The sequence below is a fragment of the Parasphingorhabdus sp. genome, from assembly GCF_036964565.1.
GTDB lineage: Bacteria > Pseudomonadota > Alphaproteobacteria > Sphingomonadales > Sphingomonadaceae > Parasphingorhabdus.
Window position 1 is genome coordinate 58,966 of the sequence record NZ_JBALTN010000003.1, and the last position, 14,641, is coordinate 73,606.

Annotated in this window: 18 protein-coding genes; 10 read left to right on the forward strand and 8 right to left on the reverse strand. The window is 63.0% G+C overall.

Annotated features, from left to right (window positions below; genetic code table 11):
• Positions 1–24: 24 nt before the first annotated feature.
• The 5 genes from yidD to V7650_RS04310 form a co-directional block, all read right to left on the reverse strand.
• Positions 25–237, reverse strand: coding sequence for a membrane protein insertion efficiency factor YidD (yidD, locus tag V7650_RS04290; protein ID WP_335655012.1), 213 nt, complete (start codon positions 235–237; stop codon positions 25–27).
• A gap of 2 nt (positions 238–239) precedes the next feature.
• A complete protein-coding gene (gene rnpA, locus V7650_RS04295) occupies positions 240–689 on the reverse strand; it encodes a ribonuclease P protein component (protein ID WP_335655013.1) in 450 nt (149 codons plus the stop codon).
• 7 nt (positions 690–696) lie between these two features.
• Entirely contained in the window at positions 697–831 is a 135-nt protein-coding gene (gene rpmH, locus V7650_RS04300; RefSeq protein WP_074203543.1) for a 50S ribosomal protein L34, read from the reverse strand.
• A gap of 107 nt (positions 832–938) precedes the next feature.
• The gene (locus V7650_RS04305; RefSeq protein WP_335655014.1) at positions 939–1,271 is read right to left on the reverse strand and encodes a hypothetical protein; all 333 of its coding nucleotides are present in this window, start codon (positions 1,269–1,271) and stop codon (positions 939–941) included.
• Between the two features lie 122 nt (positions 1,272–1,393).
• Entirely contained in the window at positions 1,394–2,122 is a 729-nt protein-coding gene (locus V7650_RS04310) for a hypothetical protein (protein ID WP_335655015.1), read from the reverse strand.
• 178 nt (positions 2,123–2,300) lie between these two features.
• Between V7650_RS04310 and V7650_RS04315 the strand changes: the two genes are divergently transcribed.
• On the forward strand, positions 2,301–3,809 hold the full coding sequence (locus V7650_RS04315; protein ID WP_335655016.1) for a YifB family Mg chelatase-like AAA ATPase: 1,509 nt from the start codon (positions 2,301–2,303) through the stop codon (positions 3,807–3,809).
• 23 nt (positions 3,810–3,832) lie between these two features.
• Here the strand turns inward: V7650_RS04315 and V7650_RS04320 are convergent, their stop codons facing one another.
• Together V7650_RS04320 and V7650_RS04325 are read right to left on the reverse strand one after the other, a co-directional pair.
• Positions 3,833–4,255 (reverse strand): bactofilin family protein, encoded by a 423-nt coding sequence (locus tag V7650_RS04320; protein ID WP_335655017.1) that lies wholly within the window; start codon positions 4,253–4,255, stop codon positions 3,833–3,835.
• Positions 4,248–5,435 (reverse strand): M23 family metallopeptidase, encoded by a 1,188-nt coding sequence (locus V7650_RS04325; RefSeq protein ID WP_335655018.1) that lies wholly within the window; start codon positions 5,433–5,435, stop codon positions 4,248–4,250. The genes V7650_RS04320 and V7650_RS04325 overlap by 8 nt, the downstream gene beginning before the upstream one ends.
• Before the next feature lie 245 nt (positions 5,436–5,680).
• On the opposite strand from V7650_RS04325, the gene V7650_RS04330 reads away from it, so the two are divergent.
• The 9 genes from V7650_RS04330 to V7650_RS04370 all read left to right on the forward strand — a co-directional run bounded on the left by V7650_RS04330 (position 5,681) and on the right by V7650_RS04370 (position 12,831).
• Positions 5,681–6,934, forward strand: a complete 1,254-nt coding sequence (locus V7650_RS04330) for a glutamate-5-semialdehyde dehydrogenase (protein WP_335655019.1) — start codon at positions 5,681–5,683, stop codon at positions 6,932–6,934.
• A 10-nt stretch (positions 6,935–6,944) separates the two neighbouring features.
• A complete protein-coding gene (locus V7650_RS04335) occupies positions 6,945–7,586 on the forward strand; it encodes a nicotinate-nucleotide adenylyltransferase (RefSeq protein ID WP_335655020.1) in 642 nt (213 codons plus the stop codon).
• Positions 7,587–7,678: 92 nt separating this feature from the next.
• The gene (gene rsfS / locus V7650_RS04340) at positions 7,679–8,002 is read left to right on the forward strand and encodes a ribosome silencing factor (protein ID WP_335655322.1); all 324 of its coding nucleotides are present in this window, start codon (positions 7,679–7,681) and stop codon (positions 8,000–8,002) included.
• A 12-nt stretch (positions 8,003–8,014) separates the two neighbouring features.
• On the forward strand, positions 8,015–8,437 hold the full coding sequence (locus tag V7650_RS04345; RefSeq protein ID WP_335655021.1) for a 23S rRNA (pseudouridine(1915)-N(3))-methyltransferase RlmH: 423 nt from the start codon (positions 8,015–8,017) through the stop codon (positions 8,435–8,437).
• Positions 8,438–8,445: 8 nt separating this feature from the next.
• Positions 8,446–9,639: a murein hydrolase activator EnvC family protein gene (locus V7650_RS04350; protein ID WP_335655022.1), complete on the forward strand. Its 1,194-nt coding sequence runs from the start codon at positions 8,446–8,448 to the stop codon at positions 9,637–9,639.
• 126 nt (positions 9,640–9,765) lie between these two features.
• Positions 9,766–11,130, forward strand: a complete 1,365-nt coding sequence (locus V7650_RS04355) for a S41 family peptidase (protein WP_335655023.1) — start codon at positions 9,766–9,768, stop codon at positions 11,128–11,130.
• A gap of 9 nt (positions 11,131–11,139) precedes the next feature.
• The gene (locus tag V7650_RS04360) at positions 11,140–11,625 is read left to right on the forward strand and encodes a disulfide bond formation protein B (protein ID WP_335655024.1); all 486 of its coding nucleotides are present in this window, start codon (positions 11,140–11,142) and stop codon (positions 11,623–11,625) included.
• Positions 11,618–12,157 (forward strand): demethoxyubiquinone hydroxylase family protein, encoded by a 540-nt coding sequence (locus V7650_RS04365; RefSeq protein WP_335655025.1) that lies wholly within the window; start codon positions 11,618–11,620, stop codon positions 12,155–12,157. The genes V7650_RS04360 and V7650_RS04365 overlap by 8 nt, the downstream gene beginning before the upstream one ends.
• A 53-nt stretch (positions 12,158–12,210) precedes the next feature.
• On the forward strand, positions 12,211–12,831 hold the full coding sequence (locus V7650_RS04370; RefSeq protein WP_335655026.1) for a hypothetical protein: 621 nt from the start codon (positions 12,211–12,213) through the stop codon (positions 12,829–12,831).
• Here V7650_RS04370 and V7650_RS04375 read toward each other — a convergent pair whose 3' ends face one another.
• Positions 12,832–14,619 carry a DUF885 domain-containing protein gene (locus V7650_RS04375; protein WP_335655027.1) on the reverse strand — a complete coding sequence of 596 codons (1,788 nt, stop codon included), beginning with the start codon at positions 14,617–14,619 and terminating at the stop codon, positions 12,832–12,834.
• Positions 14,620–14,641 lie beyond the last annotated feature (22 nt).

Below are 14,641 nucleotides of genomic sequence, written 5' to 3' on the forward strand. Positions count from 1 at the left end.
CAAATAGGATCGGTGTTCAGGGCATCAAGGCACCGGGTCATAGCCCGAGCCACCCCAAGGATGGCAGCGCAATAGCCGTTTCGCCCCCAGCCAGCTACCCCTAATTGCACCGTGTTTCTCGATCGCCTCGATCGCATAGGCGCTGCAGCTTGGCATATAGCGGCAGGTCGGTGGCAATATCCGCGACGGACCCCATTGCCAGCACCGCACGAAGAAGATGAAGATGGTCCTCAGCATCGCTAATCCAGCCGTTTCGCCAGATAGCGCAGGCCCTTCTCGAGATCGGCCCTCATGGTGGCGAAATCGGCTTCGGTGTCCGCCTTGCGGCCAATCATGATGTGATCGGCGCCGGGAAAGCCGTGCTCCGGCAGGACTTCGGCCAGCAGCGCGCGGAACCGGCGTTTCATGCGGTTGCGGGCAACCGCATTGCCAATTTTTTTGGTGACGGTGATTCCGTAGCGAACGGTCTGGGCGGGAAGCGGATGGCTGTCGCGCCGCCTGTGGGCCAGCAACACGAAGCCGGGCGTGACGAATCGCTTGCCGCGATTGGCGGCGAGGAAATCCGCGCGCTTGCGAATCACTTCTATGGGATGTTTGGCATCGATGGTCGCCGATTCGGACGACCGGTGCCGGAGGTCCGGTTGGTCCGGCGACGGGCATGCTGGCGTCGGCGCAGCACGCTCGGTCACGTTGGTGTTAGGCCGAGAGCTTCTTGCGACCGCGGGCACGGCGGGCTGCAAGCACTTTGCGGCCGCCAACGGTGGCCTTGCGGGCACGGAAACCATGGCGCCGTTTGCGGACCAGGCGGCTCGGTTGAAATGTACGCTTCATCGCGATTATCCTACGTCAAAATTTCGATAAAAAAGGCCGCCAAAAGCTGCGGCCGATACGTTGTGGCTGCGATTAGGCAGGCAGGCGCGGAAAGTCAAGCGATTGCACTAGACTTTCTTGCCCTTGCTGCCGGTTTTCACCTTGCCGAAAAGCGGCAGCTCGAAATCATCGGGCAGCGTCTTGTGATGTCTCCGGCGCATCGCCCAGTCGGTCCATTTGCCATAGTTCGGGAATCGCCGCTTGAAATCGACGTAGCGCTTCTTGGCCCAGCGTGAATTCTGCAACACCAGTGCCAGGCCAATGGGAAAGACGATGATAAAGCCCGGACCGGGAATGGCGCCGATGATCGGCGAGATCAGAATCAGGAAAAAGCCGAGGATCGAGAGCGCGAATCGCGATCCCGACGTATATTTCCAGCGTTTTCTGTCCTGTTTGTTCATCACGTTCCATTTGGCGCTTCGCGGCGACCGCTACAAGATGCGCCGTCGCAATTATAGCGCGCCGCAGCGATTATCGTTCCCCGATATGGATGAAGCGTGAACAATGGGGGGCGGGCAGAAGCCTAGTGGAGGAGGTGCAGCCGCGCCATGTCGGACTGCGAGAGCCGCAGCTGCTCCGAAAACGGGACGCTGTTGGTCAGGGCATAGAAGGCCTTGGCCATCGGAGCCGGGACACCCATTTCCGCATAATAATCGAGATATTCCGCGTGCACCGGATCACTCGCCGGAAAGTCATTGGCTTCGCGTCCATCCTCGTCGATCCAGCTGTGGACGATGAACTCTGCCTGGGGATGGGCGCTCCTGCTCAGCCCCGCGAGAAACAGTTCGACCGCCCCGGAACGGACCGATCCATGGGCGGGCACATGGGTGCTGATGCCGGCGCGGCGGATCATGCGGGCCAGTTTCAGATTGGCTTGCTCGTCCACCGAGCCGTCGCAATCGATCATCTCGATGCGCTTGATCCCGGGATATCGTACCAGCATGCGGTGGAAAAGGTCCGGTGTATAGCTGTCGACCGTCCCGCTCATTTCGACCGTATCGGTCGCAACCACGCGGAACGGGCCAAATTCATCAATAGCGGCGGCCGGCTTTGCCCGCGCTGCTGGCTCGAACAGTTCATATTCGATGGTCTCGACGGTTTCGGTGACGACATAACTGCTTGCGCCAAGGGCCGGATCGGTGGGGCTGAGCAACAAAGCGAAAAGCATGAACGCAGCGACGAACAGTCTGCCGGCAAGACTGTCCGGATTGCTGCCGCAAGGCGCGGGTCCTGATTGCTTCTTGAATATCATAGAGAAACCCTAGGGCTTGGCGCTTGCCAAAACGTGAGCCTGCGTGGTTGGGGCCCTGTTAACCCGATTGCTGCGCGGTTTTCCGCTGATTTTGACGGTTGCGGCCAAGCTGCTGTTGTCGCTCGACTCAGCCCCGGCTCCGGGTCAGTGTTCGGGGCATGACATTGGGGCGGCTATAATGGTGGCGCTGGTTCAGACGGTGGCCTATCTGGGGCTGGAGGCGCGCGGTGTTGAAGCGCAATGCCAGGTTGCCCCCGGTCTGCCCGCCTTCAACGTGGTTGGCTTGCCGGACAAGGCCGTGGCGGAAAGCCGGGAGCGGGTCCGAGCGGCCATCGCGGCGATGGGGCTGTCGCTGCCGCCCAAGCGGATCACCGTCAACCTGTCGCCTGCCGATCTGCCGAAAGCCGGTTCCCATTATGATCTGCCGATCGCGCTGGCGCTGCTCGGGGCGATGGGCATTGTCGATGCGGAAACCCTGTCCGGCTATGTTGTCGTCGGCGAATTGTCGCTCGACGGACGGCTGGCCGCGACCCCTGGCGTGCTGCTGGCGGCGCTCCATGCTTCCGGCAAGGATCTCGGACTGATCTGTCCGGCACGGCAGGGGCCGGAGGCGGCCTGGGCCGGGGATATCGAGGTGCTTGCACCGGCGGACCTGCTGGCCCTGCTCAACCATTTCAAGGGGCAGTCGATATTGACGCCCCCGCAAACCGGAGCGGTGCCCGAACCGGAATATGGCCCGGACCTGAAGGATGTGAAAGGCCAGGAAACCGCCAAGCGGGCTTTGGAAATTGCCGCGGCCGGCGGTCATAACCTGCTGATGAACGGACCGCCGGGCTCGGGCAAGTCACTGCTCGCCTCCTGTCTCCCCGGAATATTGCCACCGCTTTCTCCGGCCGAAGCGCTCGAGGTGTCGATGGTGGCATCCGTGGCAGGCGTGCTCGAAGGGGGCCAGATGTCCCGCCAGCGGCCGTTCCGCGCCCCGCATCACGGCGCATCCATGGCGGCGCTGGTCGGCGGCGGATTGAAGGTGCGACCCGGTGAAGTCAGCATGGCCCATCTTGGCGTGTTGTTTCTCGACGAACTGCCGGAATTCCAGCGACCGGTCCTCGATTCGCTGCGCCAGCCCCTGGAAACCGGCGAGATCAGCGTGGCCAGGGCCAACGCCCATGTCACGTTCCCGGCTCGCGTGCAGCTGGTCGCGGCGATGAATCCGTGTCGCTGCGGCCATCTCGGTGACGCGGCGCTTGCCTGTTCGCGGGCCCCGCGTTGCGCTGCGGATTACAGGGCGAGGGTCTCCGGCCCGCTGCTTGACCGGATCGACCTGCACATCGAGGTGGATGCCCTGTCCGCGGCGGACCTTACAATGCCGCCTCCCGCAGAGGGCTCTGTGGCGGTGGCGGCGCGGGTGGCGCGGGCGCGCTCCCTGCAGACCGCTCGCTATGACGGGCTCGCGGCACGCACCAACAGCGAGATTGATGGCGAGGTGCTCGAACGATATGCCACGCCCGACGAGCCGGGGCGGAAGCTGCTGGCGCAGGCTGCGGAAGCGATGCGCCTGTCGGCCCGGGGCTATACAAGGGTGCTGCGGGTCTCCCGGACGATCGCCGATCTCGCCGGCGCCAACGCGGTCGGCCGGATTCATGTCGCGGAAGCGCTCAGTTACAGACGGCAGGCGCCCCACAGCTAGTCAGGCGCGGGTGGCCGGCGGTTTCAGGCCGCCCGGTCGTCTTCCTTGAGTTCGAGCGGGATTGCCATCTCGTTCATGTTCACGGTCGACTTTGCGAGATTGGGAGACTTGCTGCTGCGATGCTTGAACTTGCCGTCGACATGGCCGCCCTGCTCGATCGTGACATTTTCATAGGTAACGTCGCCGCCGATCCGGGCGGTCGAGGCGATGGCAAGGTCGCCGGCATCGATCGAGCCCTCGACCGAACCCGACAGGCTGGCATTCTGCGCAACGATCGCACCCTTGATCTTGCTCGACGGCCCCTGGACCAGCGACAGGCATTTCACGTCGCCGATCACTTCGCCGTCGATATGCAGGTCGACCTTCGATTCGATATTGCCGGTGATGACGATGCCGTCGCCGATGATCGAGAAACTCGATCCGCTGGTGCCGCTGTTTCTAGCCACGGCTGGTGCCTGACTCGGCGCGCTTGGGCGCGCTGGCACGTTGTCGTGCGCTGGCTTTGACCTTGAGAACATCTGTATTCGCCTCCAAAAATGGCCGGGGGTTGATCGCGCGTCCGTTCAGCCGCACTTCGAAATGCAGATGCGTTCCGGTCGAGCGTCCCGTGCTTCCCATTGCCCCCAGTTGTAGTCCCTGTTCGACCGTCTGGCCAGTGGTCACCCCGATCCGCGACAAATGCGCGTAACGGGTCATCAGACCATTACCGTGGGTGATTTCGACGGATTTGCCATAGCCGGACTTCCAACCCGCATGGCTGACCCGGCCGCCGGCGGCAGCGAGAATCGGCTGGCCGTGCGGTCCCTTGAAATCAATGCCGCTGTGCATTGCGCTCGCGCCGGTGAACGGGTCGCGGCGAAAGCCAAAGCTGCTCGACATCATGCCGGTGCGCGAGGGCTTGCCTGACGGAATCGCGATCAGCGTGCGTTCCAGCGCATCCATTCGCTGCAGCGCGCGGTTCAGCTGCTCCAGCGTCGGGTGCAGCGGCTGGTCGTCGCCATCCTGGAAGAAGGGGATGAACGGACCACCCATGGCGTCCGTGGGCTGCGGGCTCATCTTGTCCGGGTTCAGCCCGAATTTGCGAATCGCCTCGGCGACCTGCTCGGTGCGCTGGTTGGCGGCACGGGTCAGGCGCCTTGCGAAGGCAATCTGCCGCGCTTCCAGCCTGGCGAGATGGGCCGCTTCGGGGAAGGCAGCGCTGATCTTGCGCGTGTTTTCCGACAGCTGCTCGTCCGTTTCTGTCGCTGCCCCGAGCGCCGGCTGATCGCCGATAAACTGCTCGGTCATCGCATCGAGCACATCCTGCCGCTGCTTGAGGTCGGCGGCGACTCCCTCGATCGACTGCTTGTAGCTGGCAACCCGGCTTTCCGTGCTGTTCACGGCAGCCTCTTTCTCCGCCAGTGCCATCCGCTCGCCGGTTACGGTCAGCTGATTGACCATCATCGCCAGCGTGATCACCAGCCAGAGCGCCAGCACCGCCGCGGCGGAGTAGAACACGCGCTTCTGCAAGCGCGCCGATATCGTGAGAAAACGGACCTGTCCGTGCGACCGCATGAAAAACTCGCGATCGGTAAACATATGGTCCAGCCGGGCCTTTAGCCCCTGTCCGGTGTTATTACTGTGCATGACCCGCCGTGTAAAAATCTAATCCCCGGAGAGCCGCTAGCAGAGGGAGGGCAGCCTGGCGAATCGCAGGGCGGCGAGTCGTGACGAGTCGAACGACTCGTACGATGAGTTGCACAATTCCATGGAACCACACGGCGCCATCCGCGTTCACGCATCGTGAAATCATTCCGGCCACCGCCGCCAAGCGGGCAGATTGCGCGAGATTATGGGTTAAATTGCCGCCGCCACCATGCTAGCAGCCGCATATGACTGAACCAGCACAACTGATTACCGACATGGGCCGCAAGGCCCGCTCCGCCTTTTCCATGCTGACCGGGGTCAGCGATGCGCAGAAAGCCGCCGCACTGACAGCAGCCGCGCGTCACCTGCGCGCCAGCCAAGACAAGATACTGGCTGCCAATGCGCGCGACATGGAGAGCGCGCGCGAACGCGACCTGAGCGATTCGATGCTTGACCGGCTGATGATCGATGCCGGCCGACTCGAGGCCATTGCCGTGGCGGTGGACAATGTCGCCGGGCTCCCCGATCCCGTCGGCCAGCGGATTGATCGTAGCGAACGGCCCAATGGTCTCGTGATGGAGCGCGTCCGGGTGCCGCTCGGCGTAATCGGCATCATCTACGAAAGCCGGCCCAATGTGACGGCCGACGCCGCGGCACTGGCGTTGCGCTCCGGCAATGCCGTGATCCTGCGCGGCGGTTCGGAAGCGATTCGCAGCAACGGCGCGATTCACGAGGCGATGGTCGCGGGCGTCGTCGAGGCGGGGTTGCCTGCCGATGCGATCCAGCTGGTCCAGACCACCGACCGGGCCGCGGTCGGCGCGATGCTGAAGGCCGCCGGGCTGATCGACATCATCATCCCGCGTGGCGGGAAGTCGCTGGTCAAGAGGGTGCAGGACGAGGCGCGGGTGCCGGTCCTGGCGCATCTCGACGGCATTTGTCACACCTATATTGCCAAGGACGCCGATCAGGAAAAGGCGCTGGCAATCGCGGTCAACGCCAAGATGCGGCGCACCGGTATCTGCGGAGCGATGGAGACCCTGCTGATTGATCAGGACTATCCTGCGCCCGGTCCCCTTGTTCGTGCGTTGCTGGAAGCCGGCTGCGAAGTGCGCGGTGATGATACGGTGCTGGAGCTCGACGAGCGAATCGTTTCTGCCGAGGCGTCCGATTGGAACACGGAATATCTTGCCCCCATACTGTCCGCGAAGATGGTGGACGGGGTTGACGAGGCGCTGGCGCATATTGCAGATCATGGCTCACATCATACCGACGTCATTGTCACGGAAGACGCGGATATGGCGGAAAATTTCATGCTGCGTGCCGATAGCGCGATCGTGATGCACAATGCTTCGAGCCAGTTCGCCGATGGCGGCCAGTTCGGGCTCGGCGCGGAAATCGGCATTTCCACCGGACGCCTGCACGCGCGCGGCCCGGTCGCGCTGGAGGGGCTCACCACCTATAAATGGGTCGTGCGCGGAACCGGGCAAGTCCGCCCTTGAGCAGACCCCGGTGAAAACGACCGGCCTGCTTGGCGGTTCCTTCAACCCGGCACACGGGGCGCATCGATCGATCAGCCTGTTTGCGATCGACCAGCTCGAACTCGACGAATTCTGGTGGCTGGTGTCGCCAGGCAATCCCCTGAAACAAGGGGCCAAGGACATGGCGCCGCTGCCCGCACGATTGGCCTCGGCGCATAAAATGGCGCGGCGCAGCCGTATCCGGCCGACCGCGATCGAGCGGGATTTCGGCACCCGCTACACGTACGATGGTCTGCGCAAGCTGGTCCGCCGCTACCCGAAGCGGCGGTTTGTCTGGATCATGGGGGCCGACAATCTGGCCCAGTTCCACCGCTGGAAAGACTGGCGAAAAATAGCCCGATTATTGCCGATTGCAGTTATTTCGAGACCCGGCTATGATGGCGATGCTTTTGCGGCTCCCGCAATGGCCTGGCTGCGGCGCTTCGTCCACCCCGCGGGCCAGCGTGGTAACTGGACCAGCTGGAGTACGCCGGCGCTGACATTCCTGCGCTATCGTCCCGACCCCCGCTCGGCCACCGCGATCCGGATGGCCCGGCCCCATTGGCACCAGCAATATGAGGACCGCCGCGTCAGGGACGCGGTGACCCATCGGCTGATTGGCCCAGAAGATTAGGATTTACGTTGACGAAACCGAAGGTAAAAGTTCTGAAATCCGCCACTTCCGAGGAAGGCAAGGCGGAGTCCGATGCGCTCCACGCGCTGGTGATGAAATCGCTCGACGATGATCAGGCGCAGGACATCGTCTCGATCCCGCTCGCCGGGAAAAGCAATATCGCCGACCATATGGTGATCGCCGAAGGACGCTCTACCCGGCAGGTGGCGAGTATCGCGCAGAAACTCGCCGAGCGGGTCAAGCAGGCCGGTGGCACCGTCCGGGTTGAAGGCCTGGCCAATGCCGACTGGGTGCTGATCGATGCCGGTGACGTGATCGTGCATCTGTTCCGCCCCGAAGTGCGGACCTTCTATAATCTCGAGCGGATGTGGGCGGTTGACGAGGAAGGCGAAGCGCCGGAAGTCGTCGAAGCCTGATATCGCAGGGCGATGAGGCTGCATATCGTCGCCCGCGGCAAGATCGGCCGCAGTCCGGAAGCGGAACTGGTCGACCGCTATCTCAAGCGGATTGCCTGGGAGGTGAAGATCAGCGAGTTGCCGGACCAGGGCGGCAAGTCACCCAAGCTGCAGGGCGAGACCAGGATTATCGCCATGGACGAAACCGGCGACAACTGGACCTCCGGCAAATTTGCCAGCCTGCTTTCCGGCTGGCGGGACACCGGCACCCGTGAGGCCCGCTTCCTGATCGGGGCCGCCGACGGCCTCAGCGCCGAAGAGCGCGCCAGCGCCGATCATTTCTTTTCCTTTGGCAAGGCCACCTGGCCGCATATGATGGCCCGGGCGATGCTGGCGGAGCAACTGTTCCGCGCGACATCGATCATCGCTGGCCATCCCTATCACCGGGAAGGATGACGGCGGCGATGCGCAAGGTCCTGGTCCTGATCGGATGTTTCGCGTTCGCCACCACCGGTGCGGCGCTGCTCTCCGCACAGACCTCGGGGCCCAGCCTGGCGGAGCAGCAACGCAGCCTGCTGTCTGCACGCGAGCAGTCCGAACGCGCCCGGCAGCGCAGCGTCGCCCTGCTCCGGCAGGCCGAGGCGGCGAGCAATGACGCCGACCGGATCGCCAGCCAGGCGGCCGCGCTCGCTGCGCGGATCCAGGCTGCAGAAGCCGACATCAAGGCGGCCCGGACGCGCATTGCCATTGTTGATCGTCTGCAGCAGCGCCAGCGCGAACGGCTCGCCGAAAAGCAGGGGCCGATGATCCGGCTGACGGCGGCGCTGCAGATAATGACGCGCAAGCCGACGGCACTGGCGCTGGTCGAGCCGCGCTCGCTCGACGAACTGATCTACATGCGTTCGATCCTGTCCGCCGTGATGCCGGAAATCGAGCGGCGCACCGCCAGCCTCCGCGATGAAGTGCACCAAGGCGAACAGCTGCGCCAGCAAGCCGCGCGCGCCATTGCCTCGCTTGATGAAAGCCAGCGGCGCCTGACCGAACAGCGGCGGCAACTGGCCGGCCTCGAAGCCAGCGAGCGGATCGAGGCAGCGAAATTTTCCAGCGATGCCGGGTTCGAGCAGGAGCAGGCGCTGGCGCTGGGCGAGGAAGCGCGCGACATATTGGACCTGATGGACCAAATCCGCGAAAGCGGCGCGGTTCGGGAATCGCTGGCGGCGCTGGACGGCCCCGTCCCGCGACCCGGGCAAGGGGGCCGCGCTGAGGTGTCTTTGTCACCGCAGACGGAAGATGTTGCCAATGCCTATCGTCTTCCGGTCGTCGGAGAAATTGTCACCGGGCTCGGCGAGATATCCGACAGCGGCTATCGGTCGCGCGGGATTACCCTTGCCGTCGATGCCGGGGCGCAAATCGTCGCGCCGGCGGCGGGCAGGATCGCCTATGCGGGCCGCTATCGCGGCTATGGCAATATCCTGATCATCGAGCATGAAGGGGGCTGGACCAGCCTGATCACCAATATGGCAACCAGCAGTGTCGCGGTGGGTGACCGGGTGGTGCAGGGCGCGCCGGTCGGGCAGTCCGGGTCCGATGATCCGACGGTCACGGTCGAACTGCGCCGCCATGGCCGGCCGATCGATATTGCTGCCCTGATCGGGTGAGCCGGCAAAAGGGCTCCAAAAAGCGTTGTTCGTCGACACAGGGCGTCATTATTGGTTAAGCTCCTTTGCTTTAGACGCGATTCCAGCCTATATTTGTGACCGAATAAGACCGACAGGACAATATTGATGAAAAAGCCCGCATTGCAAGCCGCCGCCTTGGTTCTCACCGTCGCGCTTCTGCCCGCGACGACTTCGGCGATTTCCGCTGTCGATGCGAACACCTATCGCGAGATGGAGCAGTTCATGAGCGTCTTCGAGCGGGTCCGGAACGACTATGTCGACCAAGTCGATGATGCGGACCTGATCAAGGGTGCGATCAACGGGATGCTGGGCAGCCTCGATCCGCACAGCAGCTTTCTCGACGCCCGCGATTTTGAAAATCTGCGGACGCAGACCGACGGCAATTACGGCGGGCTGGGCCTGTCGGTGACGCTGGAGGATGGGGCAGTAAAGGTGATTGCGCCATTCAAGGACACGCCGGCTGACAAGGCTGGCATCAAGGCTGGCGACTATATCACCCATATCGACGGCGAGCTAATCTACGGCGGCACGCTCGACGAAGCAGTCGAGGAAATGCGCGGCAGGCCGGGCGATCCGATCACCATCACCATCGTCCGCCCTGGCCGCGACAAGCCGTTTGACGTCTCGATGAAGCGCGCGATCATTGATCTCAAGCCCGTCACCTGGGAGGTGAAGGACCAGATCGGCGTAATCAGCATCAACAGCTTCTCCAGCGATACCGGCGCCGATGTTACCGCCGCCATCGTCGGCATCGACAAATCGCTGGGCAAGAAGCCGCTGGGCTATATTCTCGACTTGCGTTCCAACCCGGGCGGCCTGCTCGATGAAGCCGTTTCGGTCTCCGATGTATTCCTGACCCGCGGCGAAATCGTTTCGCAGCGCGGACGGGCAAAATCCGACATCGAACGCTATTTTGCCAAGAGCGGCGACGCCACCGGCGGATTGCCGATCATCGTACTGATCGACGCCGGCTCGGCGTCCGCCTCCGAAATCGTGGCCGGAGCGCTGCAGGATCACCACCGTGCGCTGGTGATGGGCGAGCGAAGCTTCGGCAAGGGCTCGGTCCAGACCTTGTTGCCGCTGTCCAATGAAAGCGCCCTGCGTCTGACCACCGCGCGCTATTACACGCCGTCGGGCAAGTCGGTCCAGGAAGGCGGGATCGAACCCGACATCAATGTCCCGCAATTGTCCGATCCCGACTACAAGACGCGTCCCCGGTTCCGGGAATCCGACCTGCGTCGTCACTTGATCAACGAGGTCAAGCTGAAGGACGATATCATCGAGGAGGATGGCAAGGACGATCCTCGCTTCACGCAGACGGCGGAAGAACTGAAGGAACAGGGCGTGGAAGATTTCCAACTGCACTATGCGCTGCAAACGATAGGCCGCCTCGGACCGGAAGGATTGAAGGTTGCGATGAACAAGGCGGCGAAGAAATCTGCCAGGAAAACCGTGGTCGCGAAAAACTAGGGTCGATCGATGGCATCGCTCCCCACCGCCCGCTGGCTGGCGCTGCTGCTGCCCGCAGCCTTGCTCGGCGGTGCCCTGGTCAGCCAGTATGTCTTCGGGCTCTATCCTTGCGAGATGTGCATGTGGCAAAGATGGCCGCACCTCGCCGCCATTGTCTTCGCGCTGCTGGCGCTGGCGCTGCGGTCACGCCCGGGGTCGAGGACGCTGGTCATCGCCGCAGCCCTTTCGGTCCTGATCAGCGGACTGATCGGCGGCTTTCACGCCGGAGTGGAATATGGCTGGTGGGAAGGGTTCACGTCCTGCTCCACCAATCTGCCGGCAGGGGGTGACCTGCTCGATTCGATCATGAACGCGCCGCTGGTTCGCTGCGATGTGGCACCATGGTCGCTGTTCGGCATTTCGCTGGCAGGCTATAATTTCCTCTTGTCGGCCGGCGGCGCTATCGCCATTTTGGCTCTGGCGGCAAAAGGCAGGAGGAATGGCAATCATGGCTGAGACGGGACTGGGACGGGCACGGGCCGATATCGCCTCCATGATCCGGGTTAATCAGGCCGGTGAATATGGCGCAGCGCAAATCTACAAGGGTCAGCTCGCGGTAATGGGTGACGATGCGCCACACAGCAGCGCGATCCACCATATGGCGGAACAGGAACAGCGCCATCTGGACGCGTTCGACCGGATGATTGCCGATCGCGGGGTTCGTCCGACGGCGCTGCAGCCGTTCTGGAAAATGGCGGGCTACGCGCTGGGTGCGACCACCGCCGCGCTTGGCCCCCGAGCGGCGATGGCCTGTACGGCTGCGGTGGAAACCGAGATTGACCAGCATTACCGGGAGCAGCTGGATGCCCTGGAAACCGAGGATGATCCGGAACTGACCCGTATGATTGCGGAGTTTCGCGAAGAGGAACTGGAGCATAAGGCAACGGCGATCGCATCGGGCGCGGAAGATGCACCCGGCTATTCGGTGTTGAGCGCTGCCATCCGGCTGGGTTGCCGGGTGGCGATCGGGCTGTCGAAACGCATTTAGGGAGCGACCCCGCTTCAGCGCCGGTTCAGGCCGGTGCCGTCAAAGGAATGAGCATGATGAAGAAATTTCTCCTTTCCGCCGCCGCGCTGTCGGGCGCTGGCATGCTGGCAGTCCCGGCCCAGGCCCAGGACCAGGCCGGCGACCGGGTCAACCAGCTCGTGATCTACGGCGATGATCCCTGCCCGCAGAGCAGCGAGAACGAAATTGTCGTCTGCGCGCGCAAGGACGAGGGTGAGCGCTACCGCATTCCCGAAACGCTGCGCGGCGGCGAACTGGGCGAGGCGAAGAACCAGGCCTGGTCGGAACGCGTGCGCGCTTATGAATATGTCGGGAAATCCGGAACTAGCAGCTGCTCACCCACCGGTGCTGGCGGCTTTACCGGCTGCACCCAGCAATTGCTGCGTCAGGCCTATGCCGAAAAGGGCATCGACGACACGGTCAACTGGGGCCAGCTGATCGAGGAAGAGCGCCAGAACCGTCTGTCCCGGATCGATGCCGAAGCCGATGCCGTGGAAGAGCGGCAGCTGGAGATCGAAGCCGACCGCGAAGCGCGCGAGGCCGCTGCCGAAGCCGCCCGCGAGCGGCTGGATGCGACGGATGCGGAAACAAAAGCGGTCGATGACCTGGCCGTGCCGCCGGGAGCGGACGAAACGCCCGGCCCCGACGAGGACTGATCAGCCCGCCTTTTTTGCTGCAATCCAGCGGTTTACCTGTCCCTCGAGCATGTCGAGCGGCACCGCGCCCTGACCGAGCACGACATCGTGGAATTCGCGCAGGTCAAATTTTTCGCCCAGTTCGCTGGTTGCCTTGGTGCGCAGTTCACGGATCTTCAGTTCACCCATCTTGTAGGCCAGCGCCTGGCCGGGCCAGCTGATGTAGCGGTTGACCTCTGCCTCGATATTGGCCGCGCTAAGCGCGGTGTTGTCGGTCATGAAATCAATCGCCCGCTGCTTGCTCCAGCCCTTGCTGTGGATGCCCGTGTCGACGACCAGCCGGCAGGCGCGCCACATTTCGTAGGACAGTCGCCCCATGTTCTTTGCCGGCGTGTCATACAGATCCATCTCGATCCCGAGCCGCTCCGAATAGAGCCCCCAGCCCTCGACAAAAGCGGTGAAGAACGCGCCGTGCTTGCGGAAGTCGGGCATGTCCAGCTCCTGCTGTAGCGCGATCTGCTGGTGGTGGCCGGGCACCGCCTCGTGCACGCTGAGCGCCGGGATTTCCCAGAAAGGCCGCTGGTCGAGCTTCGACGTGTTTACATAGTAGAAGCCGGCGATACCGACATCGGGCGATCCGGGATTGTAATAGGCGGTGGTCGTGCCTTCCGCCGTCTCCGCCGGTATTTCCTTGATACCATAAGGCAGCCGCGCCAGCTTGCCGATCACCGATGGCATCTTGCCGTCGATGATCTTGTTGACCCGGGCGACCTTCTCCATAAGCTCCTCGGGCGTCTTGGCATAATATTGCGGGTCGGTGCGCAGATGCTCGATAAAGGCCTCGCGGGTATCGTAGCCCGCTTCCTTCGAGACGGCGACCATCTCGGCGCGAATCCGCGCCACCTCGCCGAGACCGATCTTGTGGATCTCGTCCGCCGTCTTTTCGGTGGTGGTCATCTGGCGAATGCGGGAATCATAATATTTCGCGCCGCCGGGCTGCGCCGAGATGCCAGGGGCCTTGGCACATTTCGGCGCATAGCTTGTCGTATACCAGGCGAGATGTTGCCGTACCGCCGGATTGATGACGGTTTCGATGGTCTCGGCTGCTTGATCGGCCAGCGCCGCATAAGTCGCCGCATCGATCGATTCGGGCCGCTTGCGGGTGAACGGCTGATAGAAGCGCGAGTCTTTCGGGTCCTCGGTCAGCAGTCCGGAAATGCTGGTTTCATAGCCTTCCATCGACACGCAGGGCTGGACAAAGCCGCCGGCTAGGGCCGTATTGGCGACCGCGATCGACTGGTCATTGATCGCCGCATATTGCTTCAGCCGGTTGATGTAGGTTCGGTAGTCCTGCGCGTTGCGGAACGGCAGGTTGTTCTGCATGCTGGCATAATTCTGGTGCCAGCCGCCGCGGTTGGTGAAGTTGATCGCGCGCTGGCCAAAGCCGTTCGCTTCGACCTGTTCAACCAGCGACCGGCGCAGGATACCATGATTGGTCTTATCGTCCTCGCTCAGCGTCGCGGTGTCGATTGCATCGAGCTGCTTCAGCCAGGCCTTGGCCTTTTCGACCCGCCGGTCTTCGGCTGCGAGGCTGGCATCGCTCACCCGCCCGACCGGATCGTCGATCCCCAGCGAGGAAGCGAATTCGGGATATTGCTCGAGCTGATAGGCCCAGTAATCGTCGATGATCCGGTGCAGCGCCTCGGATCGCTGGTCGGCGGACTGCTGGCTGGCACCGGATTGCGCGCCCAGCGGCGCGGGGGTCAGCAGCGCCAGCGGCAGCAGCAGGGCAAATCTTGACTTCAGCATTATCGTCTCCCCGAAAATATCG

Coding starts and splice junctions, on each gene's coding strand:
- yidD (WP_335655012.1), bottom strand. CDS start 237: ATGCTGAGGACCATCTTCATCTTCTTCGTGCGGTGCTGGCAATGGGGT.
- rpmH (WP_074203543.1), bottom strand. CDS start 831: ATGAAGCGTACATTTCAACCGAGCCGCCTGGTCCGCAAACGGCGCCAT.
- V7650_RS04305 (WP_335655014.1), bottom strand. CDS start 1,271: ATGAACAAACAGGACAGAAAACGCTGGAAATATACGTCGGGATCGCGA.
- V7650_RS04310 (WP_335655015.1), bottom strand. CDS start 2,122: ATGATATTCAAGAAGCAATCAGGACCCGCGCCTTGCGGCAGCAATCCG.
- V7650_RS04315 (WP_335655016.1), top strand. CDS start 2,301: ATGGTGGCGCTGGTTCAGACGGTGGCCTATCTGGGGCTGGAGGCGCGC.
- V7650_RS04325 (WP_335655018.1), bottom strand. CDS start 5,435: ATGCACAGTAATAACACCGGACAGGGGCTAAAGGCCCGGCTGGACCAT.
- V7650_RS04330 (WP_335655019.1), top strand. CDS start 5,681: ATGACTGAACCAGCACAACTGATTACCGACATGGGCCGCAAGGCCCGC.
- rsfS (WP_335655322.1), top strand. CDS start 7,679: ATGAAATCGCTCGACGATGATCAGGCGCAGGACATCGTCTCGATCCCG.
- V7650_RS04345 (WP_335655021.1), top strand. CDS start 8,015: ATGAGGCTGCATATCGTCGCCCGCGGCAAGATCGGCCGCAGTCCGGAA.
- V7650_RS04350 (WP_335655022.1), top strand. CDS start 8,446: ATGCGCAAGGTCCTGGTCCTGATCGGATGTTTCGCGTTCGCCACCACC.
- V7650_RS04355 (WP_335655023.1), top strand. CDS start 9,766: ATGAAAAAGCCCGCATTGCAAGCCGCCGCCTTGGTTCTCACCGTCGCG.
- V7650_RS04360 (WP_335655024.1), top strand. CDS start 11,140: ATGGCATCGCTCCCCACCGCCCGCTGGCTGGCGCTGCTGCTGCCCGCA.
- V7650_RS04365 (WP_335655025.1), top strand. CDS start 11,618: ATGGCTGAGACGGGACTGGGACGGGCACGGGCCGATATCGCCTCCATG.
- V7650_RS04370 (WP_335655026.1), top strand. CDS start 12,211: ATGATGAAGAAATTTCTCCTTTCCGCCGCCGCGCTGTCGGGCGCTGGC.
- V7650_RS04375 (WP_335655027.1), bottom strand. CDS start 14,619: ATGCTGAAGTCAAGATTTGCCCTGCTGCTGCCGCTGGCGCTGCTGACC.